The organism is Janthinobacterium violaceinigrum (assembly GCF_009208555.1).
Taxonomy (GTDB): domain Bacteria; phylum Pseudomonadota; class Gammaproteobacteria; order Burkholderiales; family Burkholderiaceae_D; genus Janthinobacterium; species Janthinobacterium violaceinigrum.
In genome coordinates, this window is record NZ_WFLI01000031.1 from 21,959 (window position 1) to 36,003 (window position 14,045).

General features: G+C 61.6%; 8 protein-coding genes, 6 tRNA genes and 1 pseudogene. 1 reads left to right on the plus strand and 14 read right to left on the minus strand.

Annotation, left to right across the window (positions count from 1 at the left end):
• Nucleotides 1-3 precede the first annotated feature (3 nt).
• Together fdnG and GCN75_RS21745 are read right to left on the minus strand one after the other, a co-directional pair.
• The gene (fdnG, locus tag GCN75_RS21740) at nucleotides 4-3,075 is read right to left on the minus strand and encodes a formate dehydrogenase-N subunit alpha (protein ID WP_152284260.1); all 3,072 of its coding nucleotides are present in this window, start codon (nucleotides 3,073-3,075) and stop codon (nucleotides 4-6) included.
• A 293-nt stretch (nucleotides 3,076-3,368) separates the two neighbouring features.
• On the minus strand, nucleotides 3,369-5,519 hold the full coding sequence (locus GCN75_RS21745; protein ID WP_152284261.1) for a TonB-dependent receptor: 2,151 nt from the start codon (nucleotides 5,517-5,519) through the stop codon (nucleotides 3,369-3,371).
• Between the two features lie 381 nt (nucleotides 5,520-5,900).
• Between GCN75_RS21745 and GCN75_RS21750 the strand changes: the two genes are divergently transcribed.
• Entirely contained in the window at nucleotides 5,901-7,610 is a 1,710-nt protein-coding gene (locus tag GCN75_RS21750; protein ID WP_152284262.1) for a methyl-accepting chemotaxis protein, read from the plus strand.
• A gap of 70 nt (nucleotides 7,611-7,680) precedes the next feature.
• On the opposite strand, the gene GCN75_RS21755 is transcribed toward GCN75_RS21750, so the two are convergent.
• From GCN75_RS21755 to uvrC, 12 genes and pseudogenes are all read right to left on the minus strand, one after another.
• A complete protein-coding gene (locus GCN75_RS21755) occupies nucleotides 7,681-8,004 on the minus strand; it encodes a toxin-antitoxin system YwqK family antitoxin (RefSeq protein ID WP_226941514.1) in 324 nt (107 codons plus the stop codon).
• Entirely contained in the window at nucleotides 8,001-8,453 is a 453-nt protein-coding gene (locus GCN75_RS21760; RefSeq protein WP_152284263.1) for a hypothetical protein, read from the minus strand. The genes GCN75_RS21755 and GCN75_RS21760 overlap by 4 nt, the downstream gene beginning before the upstream one ends.
• Nucleotides 8,454-8,522: 69 nt before the next feature.
• Nucleotides 8,523-10,010 (minus strand): SulP family inorganic anion transporter, encoded by a 1,488-nt coding sequence (locus GCN75_RS21765; RefSeq protein WP_152284264.1) that lies wholly within the window; start codon nucleotides 10,008-10,010, stop codon nucleotides 8,523-8,525.
• 266 nt (nucleotides 10,011-10,276) lie between these two features.
• Nucleotides 10,277-10,350, minus strand: a tRNA-Cys gene (locus GCN75_RS21770).
• 42 nt (nucleotides 10,351-10,392) lie between these two features.
• A tRNA-Gly gene (locus GCN75_RS21775) sits at nucleotides 10,393-10,468 on the minus strand.
• Nucleotides 10,469-10,551: 83 nt separating this feature from the next.
• Nucleotides 10,552-10,627 (minus strand) — tRNA-Gly (locus GCN75_RS21780).
• A 56-nt stretch (nucleotides 10,628-10,683) separates the two neighbouring features.
• Nucleotides 10,684-10,759: transfer RNA gene (locus GCN75_RS21785), tRNA-Gly, on the minus strand.
• A 72-nt stretch (nucleotides 10,760-10,831) separates the two neighbouring features.
• Nucleotides 10,832-10,907: transfer RNA gene (locus GCN75_RS21790), tRNA-Gly, on the minus strand.
• Nucleotides 10,908-10,999: 92 nt separating this feature from the next.
• Nucleotides 11,000-11,075: transfer RNA gene (locus tag GCN75_RS21795), tRNA-Gly, on the minus strand.
• A 175-nt stretch (nucleotides 11,076-11,250) separates the two neighbouring features.
• Nucleotides 11,251-11,835, minus strand: coding sequence for a CDP-diacylglycerol--glycerol-3-phosphate 3-phosphatidyltransferase (pgsA, locus tag GCN75_RS21800; RefSeq protein WP_152284265.1), 585 nt, complete (start codon nucleotides 11,833-11,835; stop codon nucleotides 11,251-11,253).
• A 127-nt stretch (nucleotides 11,836-11,962) separates the two neighbouring features.
• Nucleotides 11,963-12,150: pseudogene (locus GCN75_RS29985) on the minus strand (hypothetical protein); the annotation flags it as partial.
• 8 nt (nucleotides 12,151-12,158) lie between these two features.
• Nucleotides 12,159-14,039, minus strand: a complete 1,881-nt coding sequence (gene uvrC, locus GCN75_RS21805) for an excinuclease ABC subunit UvrC (protein ID WP_152284266.1) — start codon at nucleotides 14,037-14,039, stop codon at nucleotides 12,159-12,161.
• Nucleotides 14,040-14,045 lie beyond the last annotated feature (6 nt).

Below are 14,045 nucleotides of genomic sequence, written 5' to 3' on the forward strand. Positions count from 1 at the left end.
CCATCATGCTTTTTCCACCTTCACGAGGAAGGACTTGAATTCCGGTGTCTGCGAATTCGCATCCCCCACGCCCGGTGTCAGGGAGTTGATCAGATACCCCGGCTTGGCCACCCCCGTGAAGCCCCAGTGCAATGGCAGGCCCACGGTATGCACCTGCTTGCCTTCGATCTTCAAGGCCTTGATGCGCTTGGTGACGACGGCCTTGGCGATGATGTGGCCCCGCTTGGAACTGACCCTGACCTTGCCGCCGGCTACCACGCCGATGCTGGCCGCCAGCTCTTCGCCGATTTCAACGAATTGCTCCGGCTGGATGATGGCATTCAGGCGCGCATGCTTGGTCCAGTAATGGAAATGCTCGGTCAAGCGGTAGCTGGTGGCCACATGCGGGTATTCCTCATGCGTGCCGAACAGCTTGCGGTCATCGGCAAACACGCGCGCGCCCGGATTGCTGGTCGCCTGCGGGTTTTTCGGATGCATGGGGTTGTAGCCGAGCGGATTTTCAAACGGCTCGTAGTGCTCGGGGAACGGCCCTTCGGCCATGGCACCGCGCGCAAAGAAGCGCGCCACGCCCTCGCCCAGCATGATGAACGGCCCCATGCCGTTTTCCGGCGGTTCGTCGACCTTGAAGTCGGGAATGTCGGCGCCCGTCCAGTTCGTGCCATTCCACTCGATCAGCTTGCGGGTGGGATCGAAAGGCTTGCCCTTCAAGTCGCACGAGGCACGGTTATACAGCACGCGGCGGTTGGCCGGCCATGCCCAGGCCCAGCCCAGGGTCTGGCCGATGCCCGTCGGGTCGCTGTTGTCGCGGCGCCCCATCTGGTTGCCTGCCTGCGTCCAGCTGCCGGCAAAGATCCAGCAGCCGCTGGTGGTCGTGCCATCGTCGCGCAATTGCGCAAACGACGCCAGCTGTTCACCCTTCTTGACCAGCAGCTTGGTCGGATCCTTGGGATCGTACAAGTCGGCCAGCGCCTTGCCGTTGAATTCACGGGCGATCTCTTCCGGCTGCGGATTATGCGGCTGCGCATAATTCCACGTCAGGTTGACGATCGGATCGGGGAACTTGCCGCCCTCTTTCTGGTACATGGTGCGCATGCGCAGGAACAGGCCCGACATGATCTCCAGGTCGCTGCGCGCCTGGCCCGGCGGTTCGGCCGCCTGCCAGTGCCACTGCAGCACGCGCGAGGAACTGACCAGCGAACCGCGCTCTTCGGCGAAGCAGCTGGTCGGCAGGCGGAACACTTCCGTCATGATCTTGGTGGGATCGACTTCGTGGAACTCGCCGTGCGGACGCCAGAATTCGCCCGTTTCCACGGCCAGCGGGTCCATGATGACGAGGAACTTCAGCTTCGACAGCGCTTCCGTGACCTTCTGCTTGTTCGGCGCGGACGCGATGACGTTGAAGCCCTGGCAGATATAGCCCGTCATCTTGCCTTGGTGCATGTTCTCGATCGCTTGCATCAAGTCATACGGCTTGTCCAGCTTGGGCAGGTAGTCGAACGCGTAGTTGTTCTCGGCCGTGGCGAAATCACCCCACCACGTCTTCATGAAACTGACGTGGAACTTGCGGTAATTGCTCCAGTAGCTGAGCTGGTTCGGCCGCAGCGGCTTGGTGGCGCGCGCGGCGATGTAGGCGTCGAAGTCCTGCTCGCCCTCGTTCGGCAGGGTCATATAGCCCGGCAACAAGTTCGACATCAGGCCCAGGTCGGTCAAGCCCTGGATGTTCGAGTGGCCGCGCAAGGCGTTCATGCCGCCGCCCGCGATACCCATATTGCCCAGCAACAGCTGCACCATGGCACCCGTGCGGATGGTCTGCGCGCCCGTCGAGTGGTGCGTCCAGCCCAGTGCGTACAGGATGGTACCGGCGCGTCCCGGCACGGCCGTCGAGGCCAGTGCCTCCGCCACCTTGTGGAACTTGTCGGGCGACACGCCGCACGTGCGCTCGACCATCTCGGTCGTGTAGCGCGCGTAGTGCTTCTTCATCATCTGGTAGACGCAGCGCGGGTGTTCCATGGTCGGGTCGACCTTGGCATAGCCATCGTCGCCGATCTCGTAATCCCAGGTGCTCTTGTTGGTGTACTTGCCTTTTTCCTTGTCGAAACCCGAGAACAGGCCGTCTTCGAACGCATAGTCTTCGCGCACGATGAAGGGCATGTCCGTGTAGTTGCGCACGTACTCATGCTGGATCTTGTCGTTCGTCAGCAGATAATTGATGATCGCGCCGAGGAAGACGATGTCCGTGCCGGTACGCGTGGCGCAGTAGTAATCTGCCACGGATGCGGTACGGGTAAAGCGCGGATCGACAACGATCAGCTTGGCCTTGTTATGCGCCTTCGCTTCCGTTACCCATTTGAATCCGCAAGGATGTGCTTCTGCTGCATTGCCGCCCATGACCAGAATCACATCGGCATTCTTGATATCGACCCAATGATTCGTCATCGCGCCACGGCCAAACGTCGGGGCAAGACCTGCCACCGTCGGTCCGTGTCATACACGCGCCTGATTATCAAAGGTCAGCATCCCCATGCTGCGCACTGTCTTATGGGTCAGATACCCCACCTCGTTGCTGCCGGCGGACGCGGCCAGCATGCCGGTGGAGAGCCAGCGGTTGACGGTCTTGCCGTCGGCATTCTTTTCGATCAGGTTGGCATCGCGGTCATCCTTCATCAGGCGCGCGATCTTGTCGAGCGCCACATCCCAGGAGATCGGTTGCCATTCCGTGCCGCCCGGTGCGCGGTACTCGGGCACTTTCAGGCGGTTCGGGCTGTGAATGAAGTCGACCAGACTGGCGCCCTTCGGGCACAGGGTGCCGCGGTTCACCGGGTGATCGGCATCGCCTTCCACGTGGATGATGCTGGAGACGGCGTTTTTCGCGCCATCGCCCAGTCCATACAGCAGAACGCCGCATCCTACCGAACAGTAAGGACAGGTATTGCGTGTCTCGGTCGTGCGAGACAGCTTGTATTGCCGCACTTCCGCCATCGCCTGGCCCGGTGCGAAACCGAGCAGGGCGAGGCTGGAACCAGCAATGGTCGCGCCAGTAACCCGAAGGAACTGGCGCCTGGACATCTGAACCATATTCAGGCCTCTATGATGTGAGTAAATAAAAAGTCATACGGCGTCGTGGTGGTGTCATATCACCAAGATATAAGCACCATGCCTGTACCGTATGACACCATTTTACCCCTCAAACTCAGACAAGGCTTAGTCCGCTGGAAAAAATTGCCTTTAGTCAACATTAATTTGACGATACCGAACATTCCCTCTAAACAATGCCAACCTGCCCGCACGCTTGCACTTCGCTACCCACCGACGAAAAAAAACCCGCTCGCGAGCGGGTTTTTGCTGTCTGCCCGAAGATCGGGCTCGACTTACAGGCTGTAGCGCAAGGTCAGCGCCACATTGCGCGGCGCACCCGGCAAGCTCAGGTTCGGGCTGGAACCGTGGCCCGAGACGATGTAGCGCGTGTCGCCGATATTGTTGACGTTCAGCTGCACTTCATAGCGGCCCGTGCGGTACGCGGCCATGGCGTCGGCCGTCACGTAGCCCGGCAGCACCACCGTGTTACCCGGATTGGCGAAGCGGCTGCCGACGGCGTTCGCGCCGCCGCCCACCGTGAAGCCGTGGCCCAGGTCTTTCGTCAGCCACAGATTGGCCGTATTGCGCGAGGTCAGGGTGGCGCGCTTGCCCTTGACGGCGACGGAACTGGCCGTCGTCGTGCCCGGCGTATTCACGCTCCTGTCGACGGCGATGGAATCGGTGATGGTGGCGTCCAGCCAGGCATAGCCGGCCATCATTTTCCAGCCGTCGTGCAAGTCTGCATTGAAGGTCAGTTCCAGGCCATCCGTGCGCTGCGTGCCCACAGGCACGATGCGGTTCGTGATCGGGTCGCTGGTCTTGATGTTGTCGCGCTCGAGGCGGAACAGCGACACGGTGGCGTTGGCGCGGCCACCCCACAAGTCGTACTTCGCGCCCACTTCCGTGTTGCGCGTGGTTTCCGGCGCCAGGTCCGCATTGTTGGCGGCCAGGGCGAAGTTCTCGCCGCTGGGCTGGAACGAACGGCTCCACGACGCGTAATACGATTGCGCCGCGCTCGGCTGCCAGACGAGGCCGGCGCGGGGGCTGTAGGCCGAATCCGTGCGCGACAGGTCTGCCGTCGTCACGCCCGCCGCATTGGCCAGGCGCGACTGCTGCTTGTAGCGGTCGTAGCGCAGGCCGGCCAGCGCCTTCCACTCGTCGCTGAAACTGATGGCATCCTGCACGTAGGCGGCGGCCGTGTCGTAGGTACCGAAAGTATCGCTGCGCGCGCCCAGCTTGCTGCGGTCGACGACGGGCAGCACGGGGTTGAAGATCGAGACATTCGTCGCCACCACGGTCGAAGCCCAGCTGCTGGCATCCTTGTTCTGCTTGCCGAACTCGGCGCCGTACAGCACTTCATGGCGCATGGAACCCGTGAGCAGTTTTTGCGTCAGTTCCGTCTGGTTGAACCAGCCGCTCTCGTCTCGGTTCAGCTTGGCGTGGCCAAAGTTCATCGTGCCTTTGACTTCGTTGACGTTGCCGGAAATATTCGTGTTGTTGCGGTCCAGGTGGTAATCGTAATAGCGGAAGGCATTACGCAGCGACAAGGTATCGCTGAACTTGTGCGTCAGGGTGGCGGCCGTGGACACCACGCGCGACTGGCTGAAATCGGCATCGCGGGCGTTGGCGGCGCCGTAATACGTGCCCGCATCGACGGCCACGGGACGGCCCTGGTAGGACGGGATGCCGAAGTCCGTCAGGCGGCGGTCTTCCAGGTATTCGCCCTGCAGCAGCAGTTTCGTCGCGCTCGACAGGCGGATGGCCGCCGATGGCGCCAGTGCCGTGCGGTTGATGAATTGCTGGTCGCGGTAGCTGTCCGACAATTCGCGCGCGCCCGTGAAACGCCAGTCCACCGTCTCGCCCACGCGGCCCACGTCGACTTCGCCGCGGCGGCCAGCCGTGTTCGTCAAGCTCAGCGCCACGTCCGTGATATCCACGCCCGGCTTCTTGGTGATGCGGTTGACCAGGCCGCCCGAGGAACCGCGGCCGTACAGCACGGCGGCCGGTCCCTTGATCACTTCCAGGCGCTCCACGTTCGACAGGTCGCGGAAATACAGGGCGTCATCGCGGAAGCCGTCAACGAACTGGTCGCCGATGGCCGTGAAGCCGCGGATGAACACCTGGTCGCGCTGGCCGTCGCCCGTGGACAGGCCCACGCCAGGGATGTTTTTCATGATGTCCTGGATCGACATGGCGTGCTGATCGCGGATGACGGCGGCCGGCACCACGTTGATCGTCTGCGGCACATCGCGCAAGGCCATTTCCGTCTTGGTGCCGCTGGCGGAGCTGCCGGCCACATAGCCATCCTTGTCCTTCGATGCCGTCACGGTCACGGCGGGCAGGCTTTCCTGCGCCCAGGCTGCCAATGGCGTGGCGCCAAAGGTCAAGGCGCCCAGTACGGCGATGGTGATCGGTTTGATTCCTGGCTTGCGCGGTTGCTGCATACAATTCCCTGGTCGATGTTTTAATACGAATGATTATCATTAGTATTTTATCAGCCGATGGGGGAAAAAGTAAGGCGGAATGTAAGTGATAGTACTTATATACACGCAACTTGATGTAAAAAAGCAACAGGAAATCAATATCAAAAAACAATTAAAATTGCCGCCAGAAACTATTTCCGTGCGTCAATGCTATACTTGCGGTTTGCTGGTTAGCGGCACCCCAGGCCGCTGCACCCCTTGCTTTACCTCTACGCCACGCTCAGCGCGGCGCGCCGCACAGCCATCACGCGGCACCCGAAGACCCCGATCCCCTGCGCCTTGCGGCGCCTGTCCGCCCCTGCTGGCGGCGGCGATCATGACTATTAAACTGTTAGGAATTACATGAAAAACCTGAACATCGGCAGCCGCCTTGGCGTCGGCTTTGCTGTCGTATTGCTGTTGCTTGCCGCCCTGACCATCACCGCCCTCGTGCGCATGCAAACGGCCAGCGACCTGACCTATCGCCTCATCAATACCAGCATCAAGAACCAGCGCATGGTGGCCGAATGGTCGAAGATCATCGAGCTCAACAGCGTGCGCGGCGTGGCCTCGTTCGAGATCACCGACCCGGTCGTGCGCGCCAAGATCGAGGAAGACTTGAAAGTCGATGCGGAGCGTTCCAGCAAGCTGCAGGACGACATCGTCGCGTCCCTGCTCAACCCGGCCGTGATCGAGCAGTTCAAGGTGGTGCGCAAGGTACGCACCGACTATGTGACGACGCGGGGACGCGCGTTCAAGATGAAGGCGGACGGCGACGTGGCGGGCGCCAAGGAAGTGTTCGACAAGGAAGTGACGCCCATCACCGTGGCTTACCTGGCCGAAGTGAAGCGCTTTGCCAACATGCAGATCAAGGCGGCCGACGGCGTCGGCGCCAGCATCATCGAAGCCTACAGCAGCACCCGCATCTTCCTGATCACCATGGGCGTGCTGGCCGTGCTGATGGGCATCGGTTTCGCGTGGTGGATCACGCGTTCCATCACGGGCCCCATCCGCGACGCCGTGAAGGTGGCGGAAACCGTGGCAGCGGGCGACCTGAGCAGCACCATCACGGCGCAAGGCCGCGATGAAACGGGCCAGCTGATGCACGCCCTGAAAACCATGAACGACAGCCTGGTGGGCATCGTGGGCCAGGTGCGCAGCGGCACCGACACCATCGCCACGGCCTCCGCGGAAATCGCCGCCGGCAACCAGGACCTGTCGTCGCGCACGGAACAGCAGGCCAGCTCGCTGGAAGAAACGGCGTCGTCGATGGAAGAGCTGACTTCGACGGTCAAGCAGAACGCGGACAATGCGCGCCAGGCAAATAAACTGGCCGGCGACGCGGCCGGCATCGCCAGCCGCGGCGGCGCCGTGGTGGCCGAAGTGGTCGCCACCATGAGCGAGATCAACACCTCGTCGAAGAAAATCGTCGACATTATCTCGGTCATCGACGGCATCGCCTTCCAGACCAACATCCTGGCCTTGAACGCGGCCGTAGAAGCGGCACGCGCCGGCGAACAGGGCCGCGGCTTCGCCGTGGTGGCAACAGAGGTGCGCAACCTGGCACAGCGCTCGGCCGCGGCAGCAAAAGAGATCAAGGGATTGATCGACGACTCCGTGCAAAAGGTCGACGTGGGCACGGACCTGGTCGACAAGGCGGGCAAGACGATGGAAGAAATCGTGCAAAGCATCGGCTTCGTCACCTCCATCATGAGCGAGATCAGCAATGCCAGCGAAGAACAGAGCGCAGGCATCGAGCAAGTCAACCAGGCCATTTCCGAAATGGACCAGGTAACGCAGCAGAATGCAGCTCTGGTGGAAGAAGCCTCGGCCGCAGCCGAAGCGATGCAGGAACAGGCGAGCGAACTGGCGCAAGTGGTCAGCGTCTTCCGCCTGGACGCCAACGCGGTGGCCAGCGACCGTTTCAGCGTGAAAGCGGCGCAGCGCAGCGCGCCCGCAGCACCGGCAGCCGCGCCGGCCCGCAAGGCTACGGCCCCTGCCCTGCGCCTGCCAGCGACGCGCGCCGGCAGCAAGGCAAGCGCACCGGCCGAAGGCGAGTGGGAAGAGTTTTAAAGTATGACGGTCCGGCGTGGCAGTAGCTGCCGCGCCTGGCCGGATGAGCGGCAATCAGCGCAAGCGCCGCTCAGGCGCGCACCACCTGCTTGCCCGCTGCATCCCAATAGCGCCAGTCGTCCGTTTCGACGCCGTCGCGATAGTGTCCTTCGGCGGCTGGCGCGCCCGTTTCATGGAAGTCGCGCCACAAGCCGTTCTCGCGGCCATGCTCGTAATGTCCCTCTGAAATCACCGTGCCGTTGCGATGGTATTCGCAGAACAGGCCATGGCGTATCCAGCGCGTGCCGTCGTCCGACAGCATGCGCGTGTAACGGAAACGCAATTCGCCCGTGTCGTACGGGATTTCCGCCAGGTGCAGCTCCGCTTCCATTTTCTCTGCTTGTGCTTGCTTCAAGCCAGCGCGGCCTGTGCATCGCCAATTAATGTCGCCAGCTCGCGCGGCACGGATTGTCCCAGAAATTCCAGCGCCAGTGCATCGGGGTCGATGGCGGCATCGGCCGGCAAGCCATGCTCGAAGCCGCCCACCATGTAGCGGCAGAAGTACGGCGATTCCGCCCGCGTTTCCACGTACCAGCAGCCCGCGTGGCCTTGCACGAAGTATTCGCCGATGAAGTAGCCGAGCATGGTTTTCACCCATTGCCAGCTTTCATCGCGGATGGCGATGGTGCGCATGGCCGCATCGATGTACGGCAGGTATTCGGCCGCGTTCGTCAACACTTCGTGCGCGGGCTGGATGCCCAGGCGCTCGACAAAATTCACCAGCGAGGCGCCAAGCGCGTCATAGTAGGCATCGAAACCCGCCTGGCTTTGTTGCAACAATTGTTCTTGTTCGTTCGACAGCATTCACACTCCACAGACATTCAACAATCCCGCCCATCCCGGGGAATTGCGGGGATCAGACCATTGCATATTTTACGCCACGCGCACGTCCACGCCCGCGCGCTGCAGCAGGGCCTGGCTGCGGCCGGACAGATGCATCACCTGCAGATGCTTGCCGGCCCTTGCATAGCGGTCATACAGCGCCTCGATGGCGGCGATGGCCGAGTGATCGGCCAGATGCAGGTGGCGGCAATCGAGGATGACGCGGGCCGGGTCGGCAGCCGGCTGGAACAGTTCCTGGAAATGCGCGGCCGACGCGAAGAACAGGGTGCCGTGCGGCAGGTAGACGCGCACGCCCGGCGTGCCGTCGTCCGTCTCGGCGCGCATGTCGCGCGCATGTTGCCAGGCAAAATTCAAGGCAGCGATGACGATGCCGCACAGCACGGCCATCGCCAGGTCCGTAAACACCGTGATCACCGTCACGGCAACGATCACCAGCGCATCCTGCAGCGGCACCTTGCCCAGCACGCGCAGGGAACCCCAGGCAAACGTCTGCTGCGCCACCACGAACATCACGCCCACGAGGGCGGCCAGGGGAATGCGCTCGATCAGCGGCGACAGGAACAGGATGAACAATAAAATCATCACGCCCGCCGTCACGCCGGACAGGCGCGAGCGCCCGCCCGAGCTCAGGTTGATCATGGTCTGCCCGATCATGGCGCAGCCGCCCATGCCGCCAAACAGGCCCGAGACGACGTTGGCCGCGCCCAGCGCAAGGCATTCGCGGTTCGGCTGGCCCCGCGTTTCCGTCATCTCGTCCGTGAGATTAAAGGTGAGCAAGGTTTCCAGCAGCCCCACCATGGCCATCAGCGCCGCGTACGGGAAGATGATGTGCAAGGTGGCCATGTCCAGCGGCACGGTGGGAAAATGCAGCGACGGCAAGCCGCCCGCGATGTGCGCGAGGTCGCCCAGGGTGCGCGTGGGCAGCTGCAGGAAATGGCTGAGCACGCCCACGCCGAGGATGGCCACCAGCGCGGGCGGCACGGCCCGCGTGATGCGCGGCAGCACGTAGACGATGGCCATGGTGAGAAGCACCAGTGCGCCCATCACGAGCAAGGGCGTGCCTTGCAGCCAGGTCTCGCCTTGCGGCGTAGCCTGGCGGAAATGCTCCAGCTGGGCCATGGCGATGACGATGGCCAGGCCATTCACAAAACCCAGCATCACGGGATGGGGCACCATGCGGATCAGTTTTCCCAGGCGCAAGATGCCGAACAGCGCCATCAGCATGCCGCTGAGCACCACGGTGGCCAGCAGGTACTGCACGCCATGTTGGGCCACCAGCGCCACGATGACGACGGCCATGGAGCCGGCGGCGCCCGAAATCATGCCGGGACGCCCGCCAAAGATGGCCGTCAGCGCACAGATGATGAAGGCGCCATACAGGCCCATCAGGGGATTGAGTTGCGCCACCAGGGCGAAGGCGATGCACTCGGGCACCAGGGCAAATGAGGTGGTCAATCCCGCCAGGACATTTTTTTGCAGGTTCGAGTACCACTCTTCTCGAAAAGTTGTGTTGATCATTGAGTCAAATCCAGGTTCGGAACGGAAAAATGCAGGCCTGCGCGAGCAGCATCAGGCGCAGCCATGCCGGCGGACGCCAAAGGAAGGCCGCGCGTGTCTGACGGAGAGTGAAACTCGGCAATGACTACATGGGGATGGCGGAAAGGGGAAGATCGATCAGCGCACCGGGTAACGCGGCTGAGCCTGCGGGCATTATACAAGATGCACGGCCGGCGAAAACGCGGACAAAAAAATAGCCCACTCGAGAGCGGGCTATTTTTTTCATCTGGAGGCGAGGACGGGAATCGAACCCGTCTAAACGGCTTTGCAGGCCGCTGCATAACCTCTTTGCTACCTCGCCAGAGGAACTGCTTGGATGCGCCTTGCGGCCCACCTTGAAAACTGGAGCGGGAGAAGAGTCTCGAACTCTCGACCTCAACCTTGGCAAGGTTGCGCTCTACCAACTGAGCTACTCCCGCATTGGAGCTTGGTTGCTGCTTAATCGCGCCACGTACCGCGGCGGATAAAAAAAGGAAGCCAGCTTAGCTTCCCTTTAGAATTCTGGAGCGGGAGAAGAGTCTCGAACTCTCGACCTCAACCTTGGCAAGGTTGCGCTCTACCAACTGAGCTACTCCCGCATTGGAGCTTCTATTTTCTGCTACTGCCATCTTGCTTGACTGCTGCCAGCTTGCGCTGGAGCGGGAGAAGAGTCTCGAACTCTCGACCTCAACCTTGGCAAGGTTGCGCTCTACCAACTGAGCTACTCCCGCATTTCGAACCGCTATTTTACTGCCTTTTACTACCGTTTACCAGTGCTACTTTACTGCTGATCCAGTATTCACTGGAGCGGGAGAAGAGTCTCGAACTCTCGACCTCAACCTTGGCAAGGTTGCGCTCTACCAACTGAGCTACTCCCGCAGTGGACAACATTGTATCAGAAGCTCTACTACATCGCCAGTACTACTTTTTACTGCATTTGCTGTTTTCACCTATGACACGATCCAGAAAACTGGAGCGGGAGAAGAGTCTCGAACTCTCGACCTCAACCTTGGCAAGGTTGCGCTCTACCAACTGAGCTACTCCCGCGTCATCAACAACAGGCCAGCATTATAGATGGATTACAGGGGCTGTCAACGGGCAATATCTGGTCTTTTGCAAAATATTTCGGTCAGACGGGGACGCCGAGTTCCTTTGGGTCTGACCCCAGCTCTTGCGTTTGGGTTAAAAAGACGCCAGACCAATGCTATCGGCGTCCACCACCTCAATGCAAGTTGCCCGCTTTTTCCTTGATGAGAGGCCACGCCAGACGCAGGTAATAGAACATCGACCACACCGTCAGCACGCAGGCTATCCACAGCAGCTTTTCGCCCCACACATGGGTATCGATCGCGCCGAAGACCACTTCGTGGTACAGCAGCAAGGGAATGGCCGTCATTTGCGCGGCCGTCTTGATCTTGCCGATCGAACTGACGGCCACCGATTTCGATGCGCCGATCTGCGCCATCCATTCGCGCAATGCGGAAATCGTGATTTCGCGGCCGATGATGATGAAGGCCAGCACGGCATTGACACGGTCCAGCTGCACCAGCACCAGCAAGGCGCCCGCCACCATCAGCTTGTCGGCCACGGGGTCGAGGAAGGCGCCGAAGGCCGACGTCTGGTTCCAGCGCCGCGCGAGGAAACCATCGAACCAGTCGGTGACGGCGGCAACGATGAAGACCAGGGTGGCGACCAGGTTCTGGTCGCCATGCAGCAGCATCGACGGCGGCAGGTAAAACACGCCGACGACGAGCGGGATCAGGGCCACGCGCAGCCAGGTCAGAAGGATGGGAATATTAAAAGGCATAAGGAAGCAATCGGCCGACGGGTAAATTGAACATGAAGAAAGCGTGAAGAAAGCGCCACTAGTCTACATGGCCCAGGGGTATTAGCCTAGTCCGGTTGCGGCAGCGCCGGACCAGGCCATCGATTCATCAGTGCAACTGCTTGTAAATCTCTTCGGCCAGCTGGGTCGACATCCCCTCCACCGACATCAGGTCTTCGACACTGGCATCGACAACACCGCGCAAGCCACCAAAGCGCGACAGCAGCTTCTGGCGGCGCTTGGCGCCGCATTGTGCCCCCTCTCGATTTCTTCCAGGCGCGCGGTATGGCGCACCCGTTCGAGCATTAATGCAACTGCTTGTAAATCTCTTCGGCCAGCTGCGTGGAAATCCCCTCCACCGACATCAGATCCTCGACGCTGGCGTCGACCACGCCCCGCAAGCCGCCAAAGCGCGACAGCAGTTTCTGGCGGCGCTTGGCGCCGATGCCTTCGATTTCCTCCAGCCGCGACGTCTGGCGCGTCTTGGCGCGCTTGGCCCGCATGCCCGTAATGGCAAAGCGGTGCGCCTCGTCGCGGATTTGCGCGATCAGCATCAGCGCCGCCGATTCCTTGCCCAGCTCCTGCGCCGCGCGGCCATCGACGAACAGCAGGGTTTCCAGGCCCACCTTGCGCCCCTCCCCCTTGGCCACGCCGACAATCAAGCTGATATCGAGTCCCAGCTCGGCAAACACCTGGCGCGCCATTTCGATCTGTCCCTTGCCGCCGTCGATCAAGACCACGTCGGGCATCACGCCGTCGCCATTCGCCACTTTTTCATAGCGGCGCATCAGGACCTGGCGCATGGCCGCGTAATCGTCGCCGGGCGTGATGTCGTTGATGTTGTAGCGCCGGTATTCGCCGTTCTGCATGGCGTGGTGGTGGAATACCACGCACGACGCCTGCGTCGCCTCGCCCTGCGTGTGGCTGATGTCGAAGCATTCCACGCGCAGGCCGTCGAGGTCTTCCGTTTCCAGGCGCAGCGCTTCGGCCAGCGCACGCGTGCGCGACTGCTGCGAACCCTGCTCCGACAGCAGGCGCGCCAGCGAAATCTCGGCGCCCTTCTGCGCCATTTCCAGCCACTGGCGGCGCTGCCCCTGCGGCTGGAAGATCAGATTGATGCGGTGGCCGCACTGCTCCATCAGCGCCACCATCAGGGCTGGCTGGTCGAACTCGATATTCAGGATCAGGGTGCCGGGGATGAATTTTTCCGTGTAGTGCTGGGCCAGGAAGGCGGCCAGCACTTCCACCTCGATGGGTTCTTCGGCGATGGCCGCCGCATCGCTGAGCTGGCTGGGGAAGTAGGCGCGGTCGCCCAGGTGGCGCCCGCCGCGCACCATGGCCAGGTTGACGCAGGCGCGTCCGCCCTGCACCAGCACGGCGAGGATGTCCACGTCCGCGTCGCCCGTCGTTTCCATGCTCTGCTGGTGCAGCACGCGCGACAGCGAAGCGATCTGATTGCGCACCACGACGGCCTGCTCGAATTTCAGCTCGGCGGCAAACGCGTGCATCTTCTTTTCCAGGTCCGCCAGCACTTCGCTCTGGCGCCCGCGCAGGAAGCGCGCCGCGTTTTCCACGTCGTTCTTGTAGTCTTCCTTGCTGATCAGGTCCACGCAGGGCGCGCTGCAGCGGCCGATCTGGTGCAGCAGGCACGGCCGCGTGCGGTTGGCGTACACGCTATCCTCGCAGGTGCGGATCAAAAACACCTTTTGCAGGATCTGCATCGATTCCTTGACGGCCCAGGAACTGGGAAACGGCCCGAAATACTGGTTTTTCTTGTCCACCGCACCCCGGTAATACACCATGCGCGGCGCATCGCCGTTCGTGATTTTCAGATACGGATACGACTTGTCGTCGCGGAACAGAATGTTGTAGCGGGGCTGCAGCGCCTTGATCAGGTTGTTTTCCAGGATCAGCGCTTCCGCCTCGCTGTGCGTGACGGTCGTTTCCAGGCGCGCGATGCGCTCGACCATCATGGCGATGCGGGGGCTGGCCAGGTTTTTCTGGAAGTAACTGGACACGCGCTTTTTCAGGTCGCGCGCCTTGCCGACGTAAAGCACCTTGTCGGCGGCGTCGAAATAGCGGTACACGCCGGGCAAATTCGGCAGCTTGGCGACGGTGGCCAGCACCTGCGCGCGCGGGTCGGGTTGCGTTTCCGCAGAATTAAGGTCGGATATTGCTTCAGTCATTGCTGG

Excerpts from the sequence above, each read along its gene's own strand:
- pgsA (WP_152284265.1), bottom strand. The coding sequence starts at position 11,835 with ATGCCTTTTAATATTCCCATCCTTCTGACCTGGCTGCGCGTGGCCCTG.
- GCN75_RS21750 (WP_152284262.1), top strand. The coding sequence starts at position 5,901 with ATGAAAAACCTGAACATCGGCAGCCGCCTTGGCGTCGGCTTTGCTGTC.
- GCN75_RS21745 (WP_152284261.1), bottom strand. The coding sequence starts at position 5,519 with ATGCAGCAACCGCGCAAGCCAGGAATCAAACCGATCACCATCGCCGTA.
- GCN75_RS21760 (WP_152284263.1), bottom strand. The coding sequence starts at position 8,453 with ATGCTGTCGAACGAACAAGAACAATTGTTGCAACAAAGCCAGGCGGGT.
- GCN75_RS21765 (WP_152284264.1), bottom strand. The coding sequence starts at position 10,010 with ATGATCAACACAACTTTTCGAGAAGAGTGGTACTCGAACCTGCAAAAA.
- uvrC (WP_152284266.1), bottom strand. The coding sequence starts at position 14,039 with ATGACTGAAGCAATATCCGACCTTAATTCTGCGGAAACGCAACCCGAC.